The sequence below is a fragment of the Arthrobacter sp. NtRootA1 genome (genome assembly GCF_019976975.1).
Taxonomy (GTDB): Bacteria; Actinomycetota; Actinomycetes; order Actinomycetales; family Micrococcaceae; genus Arthrobacter; species Arthrobacter aromaticivorans.
Genome location: NZ_AP024630.1, coordinates 5,153,971 through 5,173,373, shown reverse-complemented (window position 1 = coordinate 5,173,373; position 19,403 = coordinate 5,153,971). Strand labels below are relative to the sequence as shown.

At 63.3% G+C, this 19,403-nt stretch carries 19 protein-coding genes; 7 read left to right on the top strand and 12 right to left on the bottom strand.

The features are described from left to right. Positions 1–114: 114 nt before the first annotated feature. A complete protein-coding gene (locus LDN90_RS23640; RefSeq protein ID WP_223947370.1) occupies positions 115–1,416 on the top strand; it encodes an LssY C-terminal domain-containing protein in 1,302 nt (433 codons plus the stop codon). A 97-nt stretch (positions 1,417–1,513) separates the two neighbouring features. On the opposite strand, the gene LDN90_RS23635 is transcribed toward LDN90_RS23640, so the two are convergent. Then, entirely contained in the window at positions 1,514–2,170 is a 657-nt protein-coding gene (locus LDN90_RS23635; protein WP_223947369.1) for a hypothetical protein, read from the bottom strand. A gap of 232 nt (positions 2,171–2,402) precedes the next feature. On the opposite strand from LDN90_RS23635, the gene LDN90_RS23630 reads away from it, so the two are divergent. Then, positions 2,403–2,624 carry a hypothetical protein gene (locus LDN90_RS23630; protein ID WP_223947368.1) on the top strand — a complete coding sequence of 74 codons (222 nt, stop codon included), beginning with the start codon at positions 2,403–2,405 and terminating at the stop codon, positions 2,622–2,624. Positions 2,625–2,749: 125 nt separating this feature from the next. On the opposite strand, the gene LDN90_RS23625 is transcribed toward LDN90_RS23630, so the two are convergent. From LDN90_RS23625 to LDN90_RS23615, 3 genes are read right to left on the bottom strand one after another with little or no spacing between them, the layout of a single operon-like run. Beyond that, positions 2,750–3,154: a Rid family detoxifying hydrolase gene (locus LDN90_RS23625; protein ID WP_216924578.1), complete on the bottom strand. Its 405-nt coding sequence runs from the start codon at positions 3,152–3,154 to the stop codon at positions 2,750–2,752. After that, the gene (locus tag LDN90_RS23620) at positions 3,151–3,957 is read right to left on the bottom strand and encodes an IclR family transcriptional regulator (protein ID WP_216924580.1); all 807 of its coding nucleotides are present in this window, start codon (positions 3,955–3,957) and stop codon (positions 3,151–3,153) included. The genes LDN90_RS23625 and LDN90_RS23620 overlap by 4 nt, the downstream gene beginning before the upstream one ends. Then, positions 3,917–4,888, bottom strand: a complete 972-nt coding sequence (locus LDN90_RS23615; protein ID WP_263426274.1) for a sugar kinase — start codon at positions 4,886–4,888, stop codon at positions 3,917–3,919. Before LDN90_RS23615 ends, LDN90_RS23620 begins: the two co-directional genes overlap by 41 nt. A 217-nt stretch (positions 4,889–5,105) precedes the next feature. Between LDN90_RS23615 and LDN90_RS23610 the strand changes: the two genes are divergently transcribed. From LDN90_RS23610 to LDN90_RS23595, 4 genes are read left to right on the top strand one after another with little or no spacing between them, the layout of a single operon-like run. Beyond that, the gene (locus LDN90_RS23610) at positions 5,106–6,419 is read left to right on the top strand and encodes an alanine racemase (protein WP_223947365.1); all 1,314 of its coding nucleotides are present in this window, start codon (positions 5,106–5,108) and stop codon (positions 6,417–6,419) included. Positions 6,420–6,428: 9 nt separating this feature from the next. Next, positions 6,429–8,087, top strand: a complete 1,659-nt coding sequence (locus tag LDN90_RS23605) for a D-aminoacylase (RefSeq protein WP_223947364.1) — start codon at positions 6,429–6,431, stop codon at positions 8,085–8,087. Then, the gene (locus LDN90_RS23600; protein WP_223947363.1) at positions 8,084–8,719 is read left to right on the top strand and encodes a bifunctional 4-hydroxy-2-oxoglutarate aldolase/2-dehydro-3-deoxy-phosphogluconate aldolase; all 636 of its coding nucleotides are present in this window, start codon (positions 8,084–8,086) and stop codon (positions 8,717–8,719) included. Before LDN90_RS23605 ends, LDN90_RS23600 begins: the two co-directional genes overlap by 4 nt. 24 nt (positions 8,720–8,743) lie before the next feature. Next, complete coding sequence (locus LDN90_RS23595; RefSeq protein WP_216924590.1) at positions 8,744–10,135, top strand: gluconate:H+ symporter; 1,392 nt, start codon at positions 8,744–8,746, stop codon at positions 10,133–10,135. Positions 10,136–10,400: 265 nt separating this feature from the next. Here the strand turns inward: LDN90_RS23595 and LDN90_RS23590 are convergent, their stop codons facing one another. Genes LDN90_RS23590 through LDN90_RS23580 form a run of 3 tightly spaced genes read right to left on the bottom strand, consistent with a single transcriptional unit; the run spans position 10,401 to position 13,857 of the window. Next, positions 10,401–10,907 carry a universal stress protein gene (locus LDN90_RS23590; protein WP_216924592.1) on the bottom strand — a complete coding sequence of 169 codons (507 nt, stop codon included), beginning with the start codon at positions 10,905–10,907 and terminating at the stop codon, positions 10,401–10,403. 50 nt (positions 10,908–10,957) lie between these two features. Then, the gene (locus tag LDN90_RS23585; protein WP_216924593.1) at positions 10,958–11,299 is read right to left on the bottom strand and encodes a CU044_2847 family protein; all 342 of its coding nucleotides are present in this window, start codon (positions 11,297–11,299) and stop codon (positions 10,958–10,960) included. Continuing rightward, positions 11,296–13,857 carry a CHAT domain-containing protein gene (locus LDN90_RS23580; RefSeq protein ID WP_223947362.1) on the bottom strand — a complete coding sequence of 854 codons (2,562 nt, stop codon included), beginning with the start codon at positions 13,855–13,857 and terminating at the stop codon, positions 11,296–11,298. Before LDN90_RS23580 ends, LDN90_RS23585 begins: the two co-directional genes overlap by 4 nt. A 198-nt stretch (positions 13,858–14,055) precedes the next feature. Between LDN90_RS23580 and LDN90_RS23575 the strand changes: the two genes are divergently transcribed. Next, positions 14,056–14,256 (top strand): hypothetical protein, encoded by a 201-nt coding sequence (locus tag LDN90_RS23575; RefSeq protein ID WP_223947361.1) that lies wholly within the window; start codon positions 14,056–14,058, stop codon positions 14,254–14,256. Positions 14,257–14,290: 34 nt separating this feature from the next. Here the strand turns inward: LDN90_RS23575 and LDN90_RS23570 are convergent, their stop codons facing one another. The 5 genes from LDN90_RS23570 to LDN90_RS23550 all read right to left on the bottom strand — a co-directional run bounded on the left by LDN90_RS23570 (position 14,291) and on the right by LDN90_RS23550 (position 19,399). Beyond that, complete coding sequence (locus LDN90_RS23570) at positions 14,291–14,968, bottom strand: GntR family transcriptional regulator (protein WP_223947360.1); 678 nt, start codon at positions 14,966–14,968, stop codon at positions 14,291–14,293. 36 nt (positions 14,969–15,004) lie between these two features. Then, a complete protein-coding gene (locus LDN90_RS23565; RefSeq protein WP_223947359.1) occupies positions 15,005–16,138 on the bottom strand; it encodes an FAD-dependent oxidoreductase in 1,134 nt (377 codons plus the stop codon). A 109-nt stretch (positions 16,139–16,247) separates the two neighbouring features. Then, positions 16,248–17,159: an ABC transporter substrate-binding protein gene (locus LDN90_RS23560; protein WP_223947358.1), complete on the bottom strand. Its 912-nt coding sequence runs from the start codon at positions 17,157–17,159 to the stop codon at positions 16,248–16,250. Positions 17,160–17,205: 46 nt separating this feature from the next. After that, on the bottom strand, positions 17,206–18,612 hold the full coding sequence (locus tag LDN90_RS23555) for an FAD-dependent oxidoreductase (RefSeq protein ID WP_223947357.1): 1,407 nt from the start codon (positions 18,610–18,612) through the stop codon (positions 17,206–17,208). 52 nt (positions 18,613–18,664) lie between these two features. Next, positions 18,665–19,399, bottom strand: coding sequence for an SDR family oxidoreductase (locus LDN90_RS23550; protein ID WP_223947356.1), 735 nt, complete (start codon positions 19,397–19,399; stop codon positions 18,665–18,667). Between the last annotated feature and the right edge of the window lie 4 nt (positions 19,400–19,403).

Below are 19,403 nucleotides of genomic sequence, written 5' to 3'. Positions count from 1 at the left end.
TCGACGGCGGCAGCTGGCTAAGTTCCGGCGTCGAACCTTAACGCCCGAGCCTGTGTACACGAGGAGGGCGAAAAGCGAAGCTTAAGGGGCACGTGCACCCAGGGGGAGTTCCGAATGTACAAAGCGCCAAACAAAGGAGTCACGGATAGCCGACTCGACCACGCTTTCTTCGTCCTTGGTGGGGCCGCTGCGGTGTGGCTGGCATTCCTGTTGGTGGGGGAGAGCTTTCATCTGGGGTGGGGCCAGCTGTGGTTCTCCTTCGTGTTCTGGGCCTTCCTGGCCTACCTGCTGCTGCCTCGCCTGCACCGGATCCTGACCACGATTTACGTCCCCGGCTACTTCATCGGCCGCGCCCGGACCAGCGACGGACTGCTCGGTGACCCCGTGAACGTGGCCCTCATGGGCACAGAGCCGCAGATCCACGCGGTCATGCGTGCGGCGGGCTGGACCATCGCCGACGACGTGACTTTTGCCAGTAGTCGCCGCATCATCAGTTCAACGATCCTGCGGGAGAGCTACACACAGGCACCGGTCAGTCCGCTGTATTTGTTCGATCGGCAACAGGACTTCGCCTACCAGCAGGAAGTGGACAGCAACCCTGGCAAACGCCACCACGTCCGCTTTTGGCGCTGCCCCGAGGGCTGGATGCTGCCCGGCGGGCACAAGGTGGACTGGCTCGCCGCCGGCACCTACGATCGCAGCGTTGGTTTCTCGCTGTTCACCCTGCAGATCACCCACAAGATCGAGCAGAATACCGACGTTGAGCGGGACCACATCGTACGGACGGTCGCCGAGGCTGAGCCTGCCGTGACCGTCCGTGTCATCAAGGACTTTTCCACCGGATATCACTCGCGCAATGGCGGAGGGGACTCGATCTCCACGGACGGCGATCTGCCCATCATCGACGCCCGCCGAGTGCCCGTCCCCGTCGACCAGCCAGCCAGTCAGACGGACAGCCGCGACCGCCGCCCCGCACCCACCATGACGGGCGCATTCCTCGTGGTCGTCCGGGCCCTGGCGGCGCTGGCTTTGGCTGTCACGTTGCTGACCTCGGGCGGCGACATCACCATCGAGGACGCCAGCCTTGACCCACAAAGCACGACGGCGGCAATCGTCACCATAGCTGCGATCGTCCTGGTCTTCGGGTTCGGCGAGGTATTCCTTGCCTGGCGGATATTCCTGGGCAGCAACGGCGCCCGTGTGATTGCGATGGGACTCAGCTCCATCTCGATCGTGGTTCAGGCAATCGACGCCTCCACGGGGACCACCAATCTCACGCTTGAGGCAGGCCTGTCCGGCTTGGCCACGGACATCCTGGTGCTCCTGGCCCTGTCCAGCCAACGAGCCCGGATCTATGCCAAGCGCCAGCGGGTTCCGGCCGTCCCGCCGTCGGTGGTTCGCCGTGTGGCTTCCTGACCTTCTTTCACGCCGGGGTTTCCGCGACGCGCCGAGGAATGCGGCGTGTCGGCACGCTCTGAGAGGCAAAGTGGGTCAGGAAGCCACACGTCTTGGGCTAGAAATCCTCAGGAACCACTGAGTAGCCTGCTCCCACTGGGTACGCTTCAAGGTCCGCGTGGCTCAGGACGGCGCCGATGCACTCCGCCGAACCTCCCACAAATACCGATCTGGCGTAGATGTCGTTCCCCACGAACCATGCTCCATCGTCGGGCAACCACGTCATCGCAAGCCTGTTGGGCGGTGAGTCGATGGGGTCAAGGGCAAGACTGAGTGCCCCATGACGGACATGCATCACCCGGCCAAGGCCCGCCGTCACAGTTGGTGACCGGACCACCTCATCTTTGAGGCCGCTATATCCCTCCCAAGCAAGGAACGTGGCCTCCTCTGAAGACGTATGCCGCGAAAGGATTGCAAGCAGGGACCGCGCTACGTGCTCACTAATGGTCCCCATATCCGGTTCAAAGTACGGCCCCAGATCGGGCGACGCCGCGGCGACTACGTCATTCCATTGAGTTTCTGAGTCAATCGCACTGACATCTCCAGCAATGTCGGACCAACGCAGCCTTTTGCCCCCGGGAACCAGGGCGGGGTTCAGCACACGGACCACGTGGGCGAAGCTTTGAGGAATCAGGGATGCCGGTGACCCTAGCCGCTGGCCGGACACTTCGCGGAGATAAGTATCGAGGGCTTGGCTCATGCTCGGCGTCGTCACGAGCCCATCCTGTCATCATGCAGCCTGCCACCGCGCCCCCGCCGTGTGGATTCCTGACCTTCTTTGGCACCGGGGGTCCCGCGACGCGCCGGGGAATGCGGCGTGTCGGCACGCTCTGAGAGACAAAGTGGGTCAGCAAGCCACACGCCGCGGCCGCCACGGAGGAAACGCCCGACGGCGGCACTCGCCAAACGCTTGCGCCTCGTCCACCGGCCCACGTAGCCTCGCGTAGATGAGCGATGACACGAAGCCCACCTTGGACAGGAACACCCGAGCGGATAAGTACGGGAGTTCGGCATTGCTCCCAGTTGGAATCGTCTTCCTCATTGTCGGGGTGGCCATGGCGGTCATCGTTAACCCTGCCTGGATCGCATTCCTGGGGATGGGCACCACGTTCCTCATCCTCGGGATTCAAAACCGCCGCAAGAACAAGGGCGAAACCCCCGCACCCTAGCGCGCGGAGCGCGGGGAGCGCTGACGACGCGCACATTCACTGGGGACACAGAAACGGGCTGGCGACACCCGGATTTAGGTGTCGCCAGCCCGTTAGCGTGGCGCAAACGAATACGAGTGGCGCTACTAAGCAGTCACGGCCAGCGCGTCGATCTCCACCAGCATGACCTCGTGCGGGAGATCCACAAACACGGTGGTGCGGCTCGGCAGCAAACCGCTGGGCACGTTCTCGCGGATGAACTCGCCGTAAACCTCGTTCATGGCGGCGAAGTCATCGCGGGTGGTGAGGTAGACGCGGAACATGATGACGTCTTCAACGGAGGACCCGCCCGCTTCGAGGATGGCCTTCACGTTCTCCAGTGTGCGACGTGTCTGGACGCGGACGTCGCCCTCGCCGATGTACTGGTTGGTGGCGGGATCCATGGGGCCCTGGCCGGAAACCTGGAACATCCCGCCCTTTTTGATGCCCTGGGAGAATACGTGTGCCGGGGCGGGGGCATTTTCGGTCAGTACTACGTTCTTTTCACTCATGCTGAGTTCCTTTCGTGGCTGATCCAGCCGAGGTCATTCGAGATGGCCTCGGTGCTGGCTTTGAGATCGGGCAGCAGCTCCAGCAAGCCTTCATAGCTGAGCATCACTACCGGTACCGAACAAGAGGCTGCGGCAACAACGGCGCCGCTTGCATCGCGGATGGGGGCCGCGATGCAGTGCACGAATGCCTCGTGCTCAGCGTTGTCGTGGGCCCAGCCTTGGATCCTGACCTGCTCCAGTTCGGCCAACAGGGCTTCCGGCGAGGTCAGGGTGTTCTCGGTAACTTTGACGTAGTCCAGCCCCGCCGCGATCTTTTCCTGCCGGCTGCGCGGCATGTCGGCGAGGAGGACTTTGGACACAGCGGCCGAATGCAGCGATGCAGTGAGGCCGATGCGCGAGTACATACGGACGGGGTGGTGCGACTCGAACTTATCGATGTACACCACCTCGTTCCCTTCAAACGCGGCCAAGTGAACGGTGTGCCCGGTCCGACCGTTCAACTCGGCGAGGTGCGGGTGCGCTACCTTGCGGATATCCCGCTGTTCCAGGGCCAGCGAGGACAGTTCGAACAGTTTGGAACCGAGCATGAACCGCTGGTCCTCGTCCCGGACCACGAAGCGTTTCTCCTCCATGGCGTGGAGGAGCCGCATCACGGTGGTCTTGTGTACGGCAGCCTTGGACGCGAGCTCGTCCAGGGTTGCTGGCTTTGCAGCGAGTTCGCCGAGCAGGTCGATAGCTCGCATGAGGCTCTGACTCAAAATGTCACGCTCCGGTTCTGGTGTTGAAATGTCCCTCTTCAACATGGATAGCAGCCCAGTCGTCATCCGAAGAATCGAGAATGGCTGCGAGTTCCCCCGAGGAAGGCAGCGGACCGCGATCGCCGTGGACAGTCAAGGTGCAGGCGGCCGCAACGTGTCCGCGGCGCAGGCTCGCCTTCTGGCCAAGCCCAAACAGCATGCCGCTGAGGTAACCGGCGGCGAACGAGTCACCCGCGCCAACAGGCTCGACGACGGCGACGGACAGTGCGGGCACCTCTTCCCGGGTGCCACTCCGATCCAAAGAAATGGCGCTGATCGCCTCGTTCTTGATGACCAGCACTTGGGGGTCCGGCATCAGGCGGCGAAGTTCGGCCTCATCAGTGGTGCCGAAGGCGTGCTCGGCTTCGTCTTTACCAACAAGCACGACGTCGGCCAGGTTCGCCAGACGCTGCAGGACCGAACGATCCTGGCCTGCCCACAGGGCCTCCCGCCAATTGACGTCGAAGCTGACGATGCGCCCGTTCCGCGGTTCGGTCATCAGGGCTTCCAAGAGAGACAAGCACTCCGGAGACAAAGCAGCCGTGATCCCACTCAGGTGGATGAGGGCCGCGTTTTCCAGCAGTGATGAAACAGCGGGATTGGAAAGCAAGGGGCGTCCCATGGCCGACGCCGCAGAACCTTGCCGATAGTACAAAACTGAGCTGCCGCCGTCGGGGTCTGATTCCTGGGCGGGGACCTTCACGTAGAGGCCCGTGGGCCGCTCGGGATCAACTTCGACGCCGGAGACTCCCACCCCGTGCGCTTGAAGCTCGTCAAGGATGCGCGTGCCGAAGCCGTCGTGGCCCACGCGGCTGACCCAGTGAGTGTCCAGGCCCATGGCCGCAAGTCCCATGGCGACATTGGACTCAGCACCACCAATCCCGCAGTGGAGTTCGGTGGCGAGGTGAAGGGGAACAGCCTGGACAGGGGTAAGCATGGCCATTGTTTCGCCAACGCATACAGCTGAAAGCATCGTTCTCCCATTAGTTCGTGCGCTTCTCAGCGGCCTTGACTCTCGATCCGCCACCATGTTAGACATATCACCAGCAGGTTTGCAACCAGCGTTGCAAAATACGCAACGCAAATGAGAATCTCATATTGAACAGCCCCACACCGCAGCTTCAAGAACGCAGCCCCGCGAAGGGAATGAACCCGTGAACACTTCCGAAGCCATCTCGGCGCACGCCGTGGCCGGCCTTGCAGAGCGCCAGCTCGATTGGCGGCACAAGGCCATCCCGGCCACCGCCAACGGGAGCACGCACGCCCAATTCCTCGCGGCCAAGCACACTTTGGCCGATCTGCAGACGCCGCTGCTCACGCTTGAAAGCGCGGCCCTCCAGGCCAATGCCGACCACCTGGCCGATTGGTGCAAGGACCACGGCGTGCTGTTGGCGCCGCACGGCAAGACCACCATGTCCCCCCAGCTCTGGACCGAGCAGCTCCACCGCGGAGCCTGGGGCATCACGTTGGCGAACTTCGCTCAGCTTCGGGTAGCCCGCGAGTTCGGGGTCCGGAACCTTCAGCTCGCCAACAGCCTCACGGACCCGCACGCCATCCAATGGGTGGCCGGAGCGTCAACTGCCGATGCACCGATCCTGTCCTGGGTGGACTCCGTGGGAACCGTGGAGGTCATCAACCGCGTGCTCGCCAGGAGCGACGCCGTGCTGGATGTGCTCGTGGAGCTCGGCGCCCATGGAGGCCGGACCGGAGCACGGGGTGTTGATGCTGCCATGGAGGTTGCCCGCGGGGTTGCTGCCTCACCGAATCTGCGGCTGGTAGGTGTCAGCGGCTATGAAGGCTCGCTCGCGCACACAGCCGACGACGCCGGACTGGGTGCCGTCCGCGGCTACCTCGCCCAGATGCGGCTTCTCCATGAGGAACTGCTCGCCGCCGGGCTGTACGGATCCGGTTCAGTGATCATCACGGCGGGTGGCAGTGCGTACTTCGACGACGTCGTCTCTCTCCTGTCGCCCTGCATCAGCACTGGCGCCGAAATGGGGGATCCGAGTGTGGACCTCATGATCCGCAGCGGCGCCTACATCATCCACGACGACGGCTTCTACCGCGGAATCTCGCCCTTCTCCCGCCAAGGCAACCAGCCGTTCCGCGCGGCAATGCACGGTTGGGCGAGGGTGGTCTCACAAACGGAGCCGGGCCTGGCCATCCTCGACGCTGGCAAGCGCGACCTCCCGTTCGATGAAGGACTGCCGGAACCGCAGCTCATCGGTCCTGTCCTTGGCGGCGCGATGGAACCACTGCAGGGAGCCGAAATCACGTCGGTCAACGATCAGCACTGTTTCATGACCTTCGACCCCGAAACCACCAGTGTCCAACCCGGCGATGTGATCCGGCTGGGCCTGTCCCATCCCTGCACAGCCTTCGACAAGTGGGCCGTCATCCCGGTCCTTGCCGATAGCGGCATCGACGGCAACCAGACCGTCGTCGACCTCATCCACACTTTCTTCTAGGACCCTGCGATGAAGACCCTTATCAGCAACGCCACCCTGGTGGACGGAACCGGAGCGGACCGCCGCCCCACGGACGTCCTGCTGGACGGTGCCGTGATTGCCGCCGTCGTCGACGCCGGTTCCCTCACCGCCGCGGAAACGGGCGCGGACCGCGTCATCGATGCCTCCGGCCTGGTCCTGAGCCCCGGCTTCATTGACATGCACGCGCATTCGGACTTGCAACTGCTCGTTAATAGGGAGCACTACGCCAAGCTCAGCCAGGGCGTCACCACGGAACTGTTGGGCCAGGACGGCCTCTCTTACGCACCAGTGGACGATGCCACTCTCGCCGGTGTGCGGGAGAAGATCGCTGGTTGGAACGATAACCCGGCGGACTTCGACTGGAATTGGCGGACCGTGGGGGAGTACCTGGACCGGCTGGATACCGAAGTCACCGATGCGGACGGCACTAGAGGCCGCATCGCCACCAACGTTGCGTACCTCGTTCCCCAGGGCACTGTCCGGGCCATGGTGATGGGCTTCGCAGAAGGTGATCCCACCCCGCAGCAACAGCAGCAGATGCAGGACGTGATCCGCACGTCCATGGAGGAGGGCGCCGTTGGAATGTCCTCCGGCCTGACCTACACCCCGGGCATGTACGCGCAGACCGAAGAACTCGCCGGCCTCTGCAGGACTGTGGGCGAGCTGGGCGGCTTCTATGCACCGCACCACCGTTCCTACGGCAAGGGCGCATTGGATGCCTATGCGGAGATGATTGGCCTGAGCCGGGACACAGGCTGCGCACTTCATTTGTCCCATGCCACCATGAACTTCGCGGAGAACAAGGGCCGTGCAGGCGAACTCCTGGAGCTCATCGATAACGCGCTTGATAACGGCGTGGACATCACCCTGGACACCTACCCCTACCTCCCGGGAGCCACCACGCTCTCCGCGATCCTCCCCAGCTGGGGATCGTCCGGAGGCACGGAAGCGACGCTTGCCCGCCTCCAAGGCCCCGAACCCCGCGCACGTATCAGAGAGGCCGTGGAGATCTATGGTTCGGACGGCTGCCACGGAGTGGTTGCCGAGTGGGACACCCTGGAAATCAGCGGCGTGCAGAACCCGGCGCTCGCGGCAGACGTGGGCAAGACCATCAAGGACATTGCCGCCGAGACCAACGAGGAGCCGTTCGATGTCTTCGTCCGCATCCTCGTTGAAGACCGCCTCGGCACCGGAATCCTGCAGCACGTGGGGCACGAGGAAAACGTCCAGGCCATCATGAAACACCGCACGCACACCGGCGGCAGCGACGGCCTCCTGGTTGGCGCCAAGCCACACCCCCGGGCCTGGGGAACATTCCCGCGCTACCTCGGCCACTACTCCCGCGATCTCGGATTGCTCAGCCTTGAGGAAACGGTCCATCACCTGAGTGGGCGTCCGGCCGCACGACTCAAGCTCCACAGAAGGGGATTGGTCCGCGAAGGCTACGCGGCCGACGTCGTGCTCTTCGACCCGGCGACCATCCGCGACGAAGCCACTTTTGAGAATCCCCGCCAAGCCGCCAGCGGCATCCATTACGTCTTCGTCAACGGCGCAGCAGCGATCGACGGCGGCCAGCCCACCGGTGCCCGCGCCGGCCGTGCCCTGCGGCGACAGCCAGACGGACTCACCCGAGAAGGAAAGTCATGACCCCCGAACAATTCATCCAGCAGCTTGAGGCCGACCGCACCCTTGCCGTGGTCCGCGCTCCCTCCATCACGGACGCAGCGGATCTCTGCCGGGCACTGGCCGACGGCGGCATCCGCAGCGTCGAACTGACGTTCACCACGCCGGATGCGCTCAAGCACGTCAAGCGCGCGGCAGAGACCGCCGCGGACCACGGCGCCGCCGTCGGAATCGGTACGGTCCTGACCGCAGACCAAGCCCGCGCAGCCATCGACGCCGGGGCAAAGTTCCTGGTCACGCCGGGCATCCGGCCCGAGGTTGCAGCAGTGGCTGTGGCCGCCGGCATTCCCTTCAGCCTTGGCGCCATGACACCCACCGAAGTGGCGCAGGCGCTTGACCTTGGGTCCGGCGTCGTCAAGATTTTCCCTGCCCGCCAGCTTGGGCCGGCGTATCTGAAGGACCTGCAGGGCCCCTACCCGGGCATTCGCTTTTTGCCTTCGGGAGGCATCGACGCTTCCAACGCCAAGAGCTACCTCGACGCCGGTGCTGCCGCAGTCTGCTGCGGCACCAGCGTGGTCCCGCCCGCAGCAGTCGCTGCAGGCAACTGGGCAGACATCGCGGCCCGTGCCGCCGCGTTTACCGGCACCCTCAAGTAGGACTCACCCAGAAAGAAACCCCCCATGAATGAATTCCTCGAATGGCTGCGGCACGACACCGCCGGCCTGCTCCTCCTGGCAGGCGCGGGCATCGCCCTCCTGCTGTTCCTGATCATCAAGGTCAAGCTCGAACCCTTCATCGCCCTGGTGGGAACCGGCGTGATCGTGGCCTTGGTGGGTGGGGTCTCAGTGGAAGCGTTGGTCGGCTCGGCCACCAAGAGCAGTGACGCCCTGATTGAGAAGGGCTTCGCTGGAATCCTTGGCCACATCACCGTGATCATCGGCCTCGGTACAGTGCTCGGTGCGATCCTCGAACGGTCTGGTGGCGCGGAAGTGCTGCTCGGCCGGCTCGTGAAGATCTTCGGAGAAAAGGGCACCCCGCTCGCCATGGGCATCACCGGTTTTGTGCTGGGTATTCCCGTGTTCTTCGATATCGGCATCTTCGTCCTGGCGCCGCTGGTTTACGTCGCTGCAATTCGCGGTGGCAAGTCGCTGGCACTGTACGCACTTCCTTTGCTGGCCGGCCTTTCCGTGACGCACGCCTTCCTGCCACCGCACCCCGGGCCCGTTGCTGCCGCCGGCCTGTTCCATGTTGACCTTGGCTGGATCATTCTCATGGGCCTCATCTGCGGTATCCCGGCCTGGTTCGCTTCCGGTATTTTGTGGGGCACGTGGATCGGCAAGCGCGTGATGGTTTCCGTGCCTGAGGACCGGATCGTTCCCGAGGCCGAGGAAGCCCGCGGCCACGAGCCGTCCATCGGACTGGTGCTGTTGGCCATCGGCCTGCCCATGATCCTCATCCTTGGCGGCACGTTCGGCAACATCTTTGCTCCTCCCGGTGTTTTCCGGGATGTGCTCCAGTTCTTCGGCAACCCGGCCATCGCGCTGACGGTCGCCGTGCTGCTGGCCATGTGGCTCCTGGGTATCCGACGCGGCATGACCTCCGCCGAGCTCAGCGAAATCACGGGTTCATCGCTTCGTCCCGTGGGCATGATCCTGTTGGTTGTTGGCGCCGGTGCCTTCTTCGGCGCGGTTCTCTCGGCTACCGGTGTAGGAAAGGCCGTGGCGGACTCGCTGGCCCAGGCCGGCCTGCCGATCATCCTCTCCGCCTTCGTGATCAGTGCGGGTATGCGCATTGCGCAGGGCTCGGCCACCGTGGCGATTGTAACCACCGGTGGCATCCTGGCCCCGAGCCTGGCGACCGGTTACTCCCAGCCGCAGCTCGCCCTGATCGTGGTGGCCATCTCCTCCGGCTCCATCATTGCCAGCCACGTCAACGACGGCGGCTTCTGGATCATCTCCAAGTACTTCAACATGTCCGTCAAGGACACCCTCAAGACGTGGACGGTCCTGGAAACGGTGTTGTCCATTGTGGGCTTCGCGATGGCGGCGCTGCTGTACACGTTCGTGCGGTAGGCGTAGCTTCACGACCTACTTTGAAAGCAAAGCGGTCCCGACATGCCGAGAGAGACGGCGTGTCGGGACTGTTTGCGTGCCAAAGAGGGTCGGGAAGCTACAGTGCTGCGGAGTCCAGCGCCGGTTAAACAAAGAGCTCCGGAGTGCGTTATTGGGGGATACGCACTCCGGAGCGGTCTTTGAGCAGGTGCTTTCGCCGTCCTGCAGTAATCACTCTACGTTGGGCGGGACGGCATTGCCACCACCTCGAATAAGTACTTTCGCTTTAGTTTTTACGGGCAGCTTCCTGCGGCTTTTTCTGCGGCACGATCAGCACGGGCCGGCGTTGGTGGTGGCTCAGCCACGCCGCCACAGAGCCGTTCAAAGCCTCGGAAATGCGATGTCCTAGGCCAGGCTCCGGCGTGCCGACAATGATCATCGAGGCATGGATGTCCTCGGCGAGTCGGCCCAAGGCGCGCGCGGGATCTCCAGCCAGCAACCGCAGAGTCCAATCCGCCGAGCCACCATCCATGGCGTCGCCAATGAGCTTGCCCAGATCACTTCGTACAGCTGCGACATCCTCGTCATCCTTCTCCGGATGAAGCGACATCCGGTGTGTCTCGCGCGCCGGGTCCCATTCCACGAGGTAGCTGGCCTCGTCCACGTACGCGCAAACCAGGGGCACCCCGAGTTGCTCCGCCAGCGTCCGGGCCGTTTGCAGCACCTCCACATGCTGGTCGGGCAAGACGCCGACAACCAAAGGAATCCGTCCGCTGAAATTCTCCGCAGCCATACCCTATTGTTGCGCCGCGAGGTGTCCTTGAACAGGCTGTTTGGCGCCCTTCAGGGCTCGCTCGGTTTGTTCCAGGTCAGCCGCACCTTGAAGTTGGACGCAGTGCTGGCCGATGCAATGAAAGCCCCGGCCTCGGCATGGAGGTCTATGCCGAATTCCACGCTGACCTCGTCGGGCCGGTTCTCAAGGCTCAATAGCTCATCGATCACGCCCTGGACTGCGGGCCGGACATGCTCCAAGGCCCGCTGGAAAGTCTGCTGGGCCCTCGCGAAGACGCCGGAATAATCCCCTGCGTGATCGCCACCCCGGGTCACGATACTCCCGGCTGTGCTCGCGACCTCCACAACCACAGTGCCGCCGTCGTCGGTGGTGAACTCAACCAGCCGGCTCATGGCGAGGTTCCCGCGTTAGCAGCAGGCCCCGCTTCAGGTCCCGCTGCAGGGACGGTGCGGAGCCGCCGTGCCATCACGACGAACACCACGCCCACCGCGCAAAGAAGCATCAGATGCAGCAGCAACGGCAGCGCCTGCGACATGTACCAGCTCTCCATGAACACGCCTTTCCCTTGGATCCAGATGATCGGTTGCAACACCGTGGGCAGCAGGAGGAGCCACGCAAACGTTCGCCTCGCCGGGTCCTTCAGAGCCAGGATGCCCGCCCAAAGTCCGAAGGCGGCAAGGATAAAACTGGCCACGACGGCGGTCACTTCCACCGTGTAGTTCAAGCCCGCGAGCCCAAAGATCGCGGCGGAAAGCACGACGCCGGTCATCGCAAGACGCGCTTGTAGGGTCCGCTCAGGCAGCCCGGCGACCATAAGCAGCAGATAACCGAGGGGTGCCAGCAGGCCGTACAGGATCCGGAGCACGATGTCACCGCCGTTGTCCTGCCAATAGTTCTCGTCGAACCACATGAAGAACACCACAATGAACGTGCCCAGCAGCCCTGCCAGTGCCAGCGCGGCGCCACCCCACGCGAGCGGTGTCCAGGCAAGTGCTGGTTGCGGCGGTTTCGCGGATGGAGTCCCCGACGCAGGAACCTGGGTGGCTGCCGGTCTCTGCGCTGCGGGGGTTGCCGTTGCCCGCCGGGGCTCCGGATGCAGGTCCGCTGCGGTGTACGAGCCCTGTGGCTCCCTGTCGGGGGAAGGCTGCTTTGCAGGCTCCGGTTCTGGTGGTTTCGCCTTCTCGATCTCAGCCCTTGCAGCGCTCGCAAGTCCGTCTGGGTCGGCCGCGTTCGGGTCTAGCGTCGCAAGTTCGGCTGAAACATCAACCACGGCTCCCCATGAGCCCAAAGACGAGTGGTAGCGGAGTTCGCCCTGGAGGTCGGAGATACGTTGACGGCGCTCGCAGTCCTGACGGCGGCGTGCTGCCTCGGGGAACTCCCGATCTTCCTGAACCAGGGCAAAGCCGTCCGCCGCTGCCAGCCAATCTCCGGCCTCTTCAGCGGCGAGGGCCTCACGGTATATGCGGGACATGTCCAGCCGGTGCTGTGCGCTCTCCCTTAGCGCCGTGGCGTCGCGGTAGCCGGGCTCCAACGTCAGGAGGTCATCGAACAATTCAACGGCTTGCTCGAAACGCCGTGCCCTTAACTCCGCGGACGCCTGGACATAAAGAGCACGCAATTGGGCTCGCTTCATGGCCTGGTCGGCGTTGGTTTGTGCCGCCTTCGCGGTAGCGTCGTCTTTCGTACCGGAGCTCCCTGTGCCGGAGCTTGCCGGGGCCTGCAGCGGGACTGACGCTTGCCAGCCGGGGGTGGGCGCCGGCGTCTGGACAGCGGCTTGGCCGGCTTGCCCGCTCGAGGTGGGCGCCGACGTCGAACGTGCTTCCGAAGCCGCTGCGCGTGGCGTGCCGCGCAGCGTAAAGAGTTGAGTGGAGCCGCCCCGGACGTAGAGGGCGGGGGTGACCCATTCGAGTGTGCCGTCCGGGCTGGCCATGACCGAGATCCGGCCGACACGTGCTGCCTCGTCCACCGTTCGACCGTTGGCGATCGCGGCGTAGAAGCCGTGGGCGAAGGCGATGGCAGCGGAGTCACTGATGGCGAATTGCATTGCGGCGACAGCGCCAATCCCGCTCCTGACCAGGGAGGACGCGGTGCCGGAGAAGAGGTCGGATTGGCTCATCTCCCCGGAGGAACACGAGTTCAGCACAACCAGCCGCGGACGTGGAGCGGCAACACTCAGCAATGCCATGAGCCGCACGGCGCGGACCATTGCCGCCCTGCCGTCTGGCCCGACGAGGGCGATCCTGCCTTCGTCTGTGCGGGAATCGTAGTCGCCGTGGCCCACAAAGTGGACTACGTGCCATGGACCGGCAAGCAACATGGATTGCACGTCATCCCAGGTTCCGCTCCTGGACCAGACAAGTTCCACGCGTCCCTCGGCAACGGGTCCCGCCAGCGCCCTACTTAAGTGGTCCTTTTCGGCGTCGACGTCCAGCTTGGGGAGGTCCCGAGGTGAGGCAACAATGCCGAGGATGCGCAGGGGAGGAGACACGTCCAGCGGGTTCTGGTTGTAGTCGGGGGCAGGGATGTGCCGCAACAGGGGTTCTGTTTGGCAGAGGTACGTCTCGGTTTCGGGATCGAAGAGGGTCTCCCACGGCATGGTAGCCAATTCCGGGGCGGCAAGGCGCAAGACCACACGCAGTTGCTGGCCTGCGTGTTGGGCCGCGCCCAGGCTGGCCCGGTACGTGCCGTAGACCTCGCGGGTGAACAAGGCCTGGAACAACTGCTGGCCAACTTCGCGGACTGCCATCTCGGCCACGGGCATGGTGCGGCGGGCCGCCACCGCGGAGGCAAGAACGGTCGCTTCAAGTTGGGGCAGCCGGTCCAGGATGCCGTCAACGTCCAAGGTGAACATCCCCGAAGCGTGGCCTCCCGCCGGAGCACGGACCACGTGCACCGTGTATTCGCCGCGTGCAGAGCCGGTATCGATCTCCAGCTCGATGTCACAGTCCATCGCGGATCCCTTGTGCGAGGGGCATCCGGAGTCTGGGTCAAGAGCACGCCGGATATCCCTACGTACAGATTGGCCCTCAGCCCGGCTCCCCACAAGACCCTGATAGCCCTGCGCTCGTGGAGCCACATCTGCAGAGTGGCGGCCCTTGTAGACGACCCGGCCCCGGCCTACGGTTAATCCGAGGAGAGGTGGTCTGCGATGGAAATCTTCATGTGGTGGCTGGACTTGCACATGGACAGCAAGGAGTGGCTACGCGAAAACCTGCGTGCCGAGGAACTTCCGTTACAGGTCCTGCAGCACATTGCCGAGGCTGGGGGCCCTCATCCAGACAAAGTCAGTGGGGTGCTGACGGTGCAGGATTGGGACTTCATTGAGACGCAGTCGGAGTTCGTGGACTAAGGCAGGGCCCGAGCCAGCCTCGCGGAAAGCCGGTTTACGTCTGCTGTGGGCTTTTCTGCTGTAAAGGTTCTTCGTGGAGAGCATTCTGGAATTGACTGACCATTTCCTGGCGGAAGGCATCGAAGTCTCCGGCCAGAGCTAGCTCAGCCAATTTCTCGTGCTCAACAGCGATCTCGTGCAGGTCGCTATAGGTACGGTGATCGACCGCCAGGTAGAGACGCAACTTGTTCTCCCACCCGTTCCACATGTTGTGCAGGGCGGTGTTCCCCGAAAATTCGTAGAAGAGCCTGTGGAAACGAAGGTGGGCGTCAATGCTGGCTGGGATGTCATTGGTGTCGGTGGCCCGGTACAGTTCCTCGATGGTCTGCTTGAGACGGAGCCGCTCGGGACCCCGCAGCGTGGGGGCTGAGAGCTCGGCAGCATAGGGCTCGACGAGTACGCGGACCGACGCGATTTCTGCGACGTCACGGGCGCTGACTTCTACGACGAAGGATCCCCGGAAGGGGACCTTTACCACTAGCCCTTCTTCCTCGAGCTTTGTCAGCGCCTCACGTAGCGGGGATCGGCTGATACCGAGGTCGGCGGCGATATGTGTCTCGCGCAGTTGTTCCCCGGGAGGCACAGTTCCGTTCAGGATGGCGGTGCGGAGCACGCGGTAGACACCATCCGGCGTCGTCGTCCGCTGTTCCTGCCACGTGAACTTGCGGTCCATGTTCCGCCTCCCTTGTCGATTGTCGATTATACCGGGCTAGCTCGTCCTGAACCGTTCGGGGCGAACGAATTCCAAGCCGTCGAGCGACTGTTTGCCGAGCGCCTCGTACGCGGCGATGTGACCAAAGCCAGTGGCATTTTTGAATCCGCCTCCGGAGAAGCCTGTGGCGCAGTAGATCCTGCTGGACCCGCCGAACCAGCCCAACAACGGATTGCGGTCCTCGGTGTAGAGATCCGGGAAGGCGTCCGAGCGGACGATGCTGGGAACCAGGCCGGGCAGGAATTCGGTGACGGTTCCCAAAGTGTCGGCAATTTCGGCTGCTGAGAGTTCCCTGGGGAAAGCATCGGGGTCCGTTGTCACGGTGCCCCGGCCGTCCAGGGTGGCTTTGACTGTAACGCCGTCCACGGCGGGTGCCCCGTACATGGAGCGGTCCTCGTACATCCGGTTGAATGTGGGGAACTTCTCCGGGGTGAACTGCGCTGCGTCGCGGGCAACGAACCAGCTCAGGAAAACCCTGCGCGTTTCGGTGTGTGGCTTCAGGTAATCAGGCATGAGACGCCGGGACCAACCCCCTGAGGCGACGATGACGTTCTCGAAGGTCCAGGAGGTGTCTCCGGAGGTGAGGACAACGCCGTCGTTGGTTTCCCGGATGCTGGTAACAGGAGTGTTGCCAAGGACTGTTGCCCCGTTCGCTTGTGCAGCGGCAACGGCTGCCGTTACTGCCCGGTCAGTCCGCAGGACGCCGGCGTTGGGGTCGAACACCGCGGAGTCGTCAGCACGGAGGTTGTGCTGAGGGTAACGTTCGGCCATTTCCTCACGGCTCAGGATCTGGTGGGCAGCCCCATTGATCCGGGCAGTCTCCAGAATGCTGCGGAGGTATGGCCCATCGGTGGTGCCCATGGAGAGTCCGCCACAGCGGGTGAGGATGTCCTGTCCCGTTTCTGCCTCGAGTTCCGCCCAGAGATCCCGTGAGCGCTCCAGGATGGGATATTGCGCGGGGCTGCCGCGGTAGATCATGCGGAACAGCCGGGTGTCCCCGCCTACGGCGCTGCGTCCATGGGCCGGGGTGTGTGCTTCGAAACCGACCACGGAATCGGAAAGACGCGAGGCCTGCCAGAGTGCCATGCTTCCGATGCTGCCCAGGCCGATGACGGCCAGTTTTCCGTCCATGGCTCAGAGCACCTCGGAATCTGCATTCATGAACAGCAGGCTGTCGGCTGTTTCGCGGACAAAGCCCATGCTTCTGTGATTAAGGGTTTGCATGAGGGGAGAACGTCTCCTAGTTGAGCTTGGCATCGGTGATGGCACCGGATTCGAGGCCCCAATTCGAGAGGGACTTCTTGTACTCCGGGCTGTTCAGGACGGACTGGGTGGCGGCCTGGAGAGCGGGGGTCAGGGGAGAGCCCTTCTTCAGGCCGATAGCGGTGAGGTCGCTGGAGCCAACGTTGACCTGCGGAGTCAGGATGGTGAACGATTTGGGCTGCTGCTTCTCGGCCCAGGCGAGGGAGGTTGTGTCATAGAGGATGCCATCGACCCGCTTGGACGCCAGCTGTGTCAGGGCCTCCTGGACGTTGGGCAGGGTCACGGCATTGATCGCGGGCTGTCCCTTGGAGGTGCAGGTCTGCTCCGAAAGGGCAGGGAGGCGCTTGAGTTGACCTGTGGAGCCGGCTGTGACGGCGATATTCTTGCCGCACAGGGTTTCGTTGGTGAGCTTCAAAGGATTACCCGCGGCCACGGCCACTGAGTTGCCGGCCTTGAAGTAGTCGATCATGTCCAGGACCTTCAGCCGCTCCGGCGTCGGTGCCATGGTGGTGACCGTAAAGTCATAGCGGCCCCCGTCAATGCCAGGAATGATCGTGTCGAAGACGGTGTTTTCGAACTTCAGCTTCAGGCCGAGCTTCTTTGCCACGAGGCGGGCGATGTCCGGGTTCAGGCCGATCGGCGTCGAGTTGTCTTCAGCGAGGAACGTCGTCGGCGGGTAGTGCAGGTCCATCGCGACTGTCAGTTCGCCCTTGTCCTTGTAGGAAGCTGGCAACAGGCTCACGGCCTTTTCGTCAGGCTGGACGCCCTCGGAGATGTCGGCCGTTTTCGGATCTGTTGGGGCGGTGCTTGTTGTCCCGCCACAGCCGGTGAGGGCCAGCAGCATTGCAAACCCAGCGGCTACAGCCTGGATCTTGTTTTTGGTCTTCATGGTGTACCTCCGCGGGCGTTTCAAATGAAGGTTTTTGCATGGTGCCCTATTCGTGCAGTCCGGCGAGCCTGCTGCCGAATCTGGCCAGGAGGGACGTCTTGGTTGAATCCTTGCGCTCTTCCCATTGATCAGCAAGACCGAAAAGCCGGTACATGCCGTGAACACCCAACCAGCGAATGGGTTCCGGTTCCCATTTCCGTGCGCGGTAGCCAACCCAGGGGAGCGTGGTCCTTTCCGTTTCCCGTTCGAAGGCCAGTTCCGCGAGCGTTCGCCCGCCCACGTAGGCGGCTGTAACACCGTGTCCGGCATAGCCGGTGGACGATCCGATTCCGGATGCCTGGTCCCAATTGACGCCCCCGTTCCAGTCACGGGTGACGCCCAGGACTCCGGACCAGGCGTGGTCCACTTCGAACTGGATCCCAGGGAAGAAGGAACGGAGTTTGGTAGAGATCAGATCGATCGTTGACTGGGCAGTAGCGCCGGTGCCTCCGGTGCCGGAGCCGTAGCGGTAGGGCCGTCCCCGACCACCAATGGCGATGCGGCCATCAGCTGTGCGTTGGGAGTAGATGAACGTGTGCGCGGAGTCATTGAGGCACTCCAGCCCGTTCCATCCAATCTGTTGCCATGCGTCGTCAGAGAGCGGTTTGGTGACAATCATCGAGGAGTTGATCGGTATCAGCGTTCGTTTGCCAAGCAGCTGTCCCGAATACCCTTCGGTGCAGATGAAGGTCTTGCTTGCGGTCACCCGCCCATGGTCGAGTGCGAGGGTGGAGCCATCGATGCTGCCTACCCGGCTGCGTTCGTAGATGTTCACCCCCATGGCCGTCAGGGTGTCCGCGAGGCCGTGGACAAGTTTGGCCGGCTGGATCCGGGCACAGTGCTTGTAGAAGAGCCCTCCGTGGACGGTGGAGATGTTGACGCGGCTTTGGAACTCGTCCCGGTCCAGCAGATGGACCTCGTGTTCAGTCACGCCATACTTCAGGTCGGCGTCGCGCCTGGTGACCAGTCTTCCCAGCCCTGACTTGGTATGGGCGGCGACCAGCGCGCCGCCCTTGTGCTGGTCCGCATCGATGCCCTCGGCCTGGAGAATGCCAAGGACAGAGTCGACGCCGGCAATGAACTCCTGCTGGAAGGCCCTGCTTGCGTCCAGCCCGCCTTCGGATACGCGGGCAAATGTTGCCCGGTTGCCGGGAACCATGGCGGACAGCCAGCCGCCGTTTCGCCCGGAGGCTCCGTAGCCGATCTGTTCTGCCTCAAAAACCGCCACCGACAGTGAGGGCTCGAGCTTCTTGGCGAAGTAGGCAGCCCAGAGGCCTGTGTACCCACCGCCAATGATTGCCAGGTCCACGGTCCCCTCGCCTGCGAAACGCGGGTACGTTGGCCGGTTTTCCGCGAGTCCGGCCATCCAGAAGCCGAGGTCTCCGTTTCGGGGTGTTGCTGTGAGGGCTTTCATCTTTGTCCTACTTTGTGGGGAGTTGGTGAGCCAGTGGAAGGCGGTGTGCTGTTTAGAAAGCGGTGTAGCCGCCGTCGACGGGCAGTACGGCGCCTGTGATGTAGGACGATTCCGGAGACGCCATGAAAAGTATGGCGTCGGCAATTTCTTCGGGAGTTGCCAGGCGCCGGAGTGGGATCTGGCCCTCGCGTTCTGCCCGGTACGCCTGGGGATCGGGCCGGCGCTGGAACGATGCCTCTATGACCGGGGTGACGGTCAGCCCCGGTGCGACGACGTTGACGCGGATGTTGCGTGAGGCCCACTCGATTGCGGCTCCCTTGGCGAGCATGATGAGGCCGCCCTTGGCCGCGGAGTAGAGGACTTCATCGGGCTTGCCAACCATGCCCAGCCGTGAACCGACCAAAACGAACGAGCCTCCCGTAGCAGGCATCAACGGTGCAAAATGCTTCATCATCAGGAAGGCGCTGAGGAGGTTGCTGTGGAGCACGTTTTTGGCATCTTCATACGCCATCTCCGTCAGCGGGCCGCTTACCTGCAGGCCATGGTTAAGCACCACGACGTCCACGGTGCCGAACGCTTCGGCAGCCTGACGGGCGAGGCTTTCGACGAATGCCTCGTCATTTAGATCTCCGGGGACGTACACGTCGTCAGTTTGGGCGCTATCGAGCTGCTCCCTGCGCCCGGTGAGCAGCAGCCGGGCGCCTTCGCGGCGGAAGTGGGAACTCACTGCTTCCCCGATTCCGCTGCTGGCGCCGGTTATGACAGCAGTGGTCTTATCAAGTCTCATGGTG

Bases quoted from the DNA above. Each gene is read 5' to 3' on its own strand.
- LDN90_RS23560 (WP_223947358.1), bottom strand. From the start codon at position 17,159: ATGAAGACCAAAAACAAGATCCAGGCTGTAGCCGCTGGGTTTGCAATG.
- LDN90_RS23585 (WP_216924593.1), bottom strand. From the start codon at position 11,299: ATGAGCCGGCTGGTTGAGTTCACCACCGACGACGGCGGCACTGTGGTT.
- LDN90_RS23555 (WP_223947357.1), bottom strand. From the start codon at position 18,612: ATGAAAGCCCTCACAGCAACACCCCGAAACGGAGACCTCGGCTTCTGG.
- LDN90_RS23550 (WP_223947356.1), bottom strand. From the start codon at position 19,399: ATGAGACTTGATAAGACCACTGCTGTCATAACCGGCGCCAGCAGCGGA.
- LDN90_RS23570 (WP_223947360.1), bottom strand. From the start codon at position 14,968: ATGGACCGCAAGTTCACGTGGCAGGAACAGCGGACGACGACGCCGGAT.
- LDN90_RS23595 (WP_216924590.1), top strand. From the start codon at position 8,744: ATGAATGAATTCCTCGAATGGCTGCGGCACGACACCGCCGGCCTGCTC.
- LDN90_RS23620 (WP_216924580.1), bottom strand. From the start codon at position 3,957: ATGTTGAAGAGGGACATTTCAACACCAGAACCGGAGCGTGACATTTTG.
- LDN90_RS23575 (WP_223947361.1), top strand. From the start codon at position 14,056: ATGGAAATCTTCATGTGGTGGCTGGACTTGCACATGGACAGCAAGGAG.
- LDN90_RS23630 (WP_223947368.1), top strand. From the start codon at position 2,403: ATGAGCGATGACACGAAGCCCACCTTGGACAGGAACACCCGAGCGGAT.
- LDN90_RS23565 (WP_223947359.1), bottom strand. From the start codon at position 16,138: ATGGACGGAAAACTGGCCGTCATCGGCCTGGGCAGCATCGGAAGCATG.
- LDN90_RS23580 (WP_223947362.1), bottom strand. From the start codon at position 13,857: ATGGACTGTGACATCGAGCTGGAGATCGATACCGGCTCTGCACGCGGC.
- LDN90_RS23625 (WP_216924578.1), bottom strand. From the start codon at position 3,154: ATGAGTGAAAAGAACGTAGTACTGACCGAAAATGCCCCCGCCCCGGCA.
- LDN90_RS23605 (WP_223947364.1), top strand. From the start codon at position 6,429: ATGAAGACCCTTATCAGCAACGCCACCCTGGTGGACGGAACCGGAGCG.
- LDN90_RS23600 (WP_223947363.1), top strand. From the start codon at position 8,084: ATGACCCCCGAACAATTCATCCAGCAGCTTGAGGCCGACCGCACCCTT.
- LDN90_RS23590 (WP_216924592.1), bottom strand. From the start codon at position 10,907: ATGGCTGCGGAGAATTTCAGCGGACGGATTCCTTTGGTTGTCGGCGTC.
- LDN90_RS23615 (WP_263426274.1), bottom strand. From the start codon at position 4,888: ATGCTTACCCCTGTCCAGGCTGTTCCCCTTCACCTCGCCACCGAACTC.
- LDN90_RS23640 (WP_223947370.1), top strand. From the start codon at position 115: ATGTACAAAGCGCCAAACAAAGGAGTCACGGATAGCCGACTCGACCAC.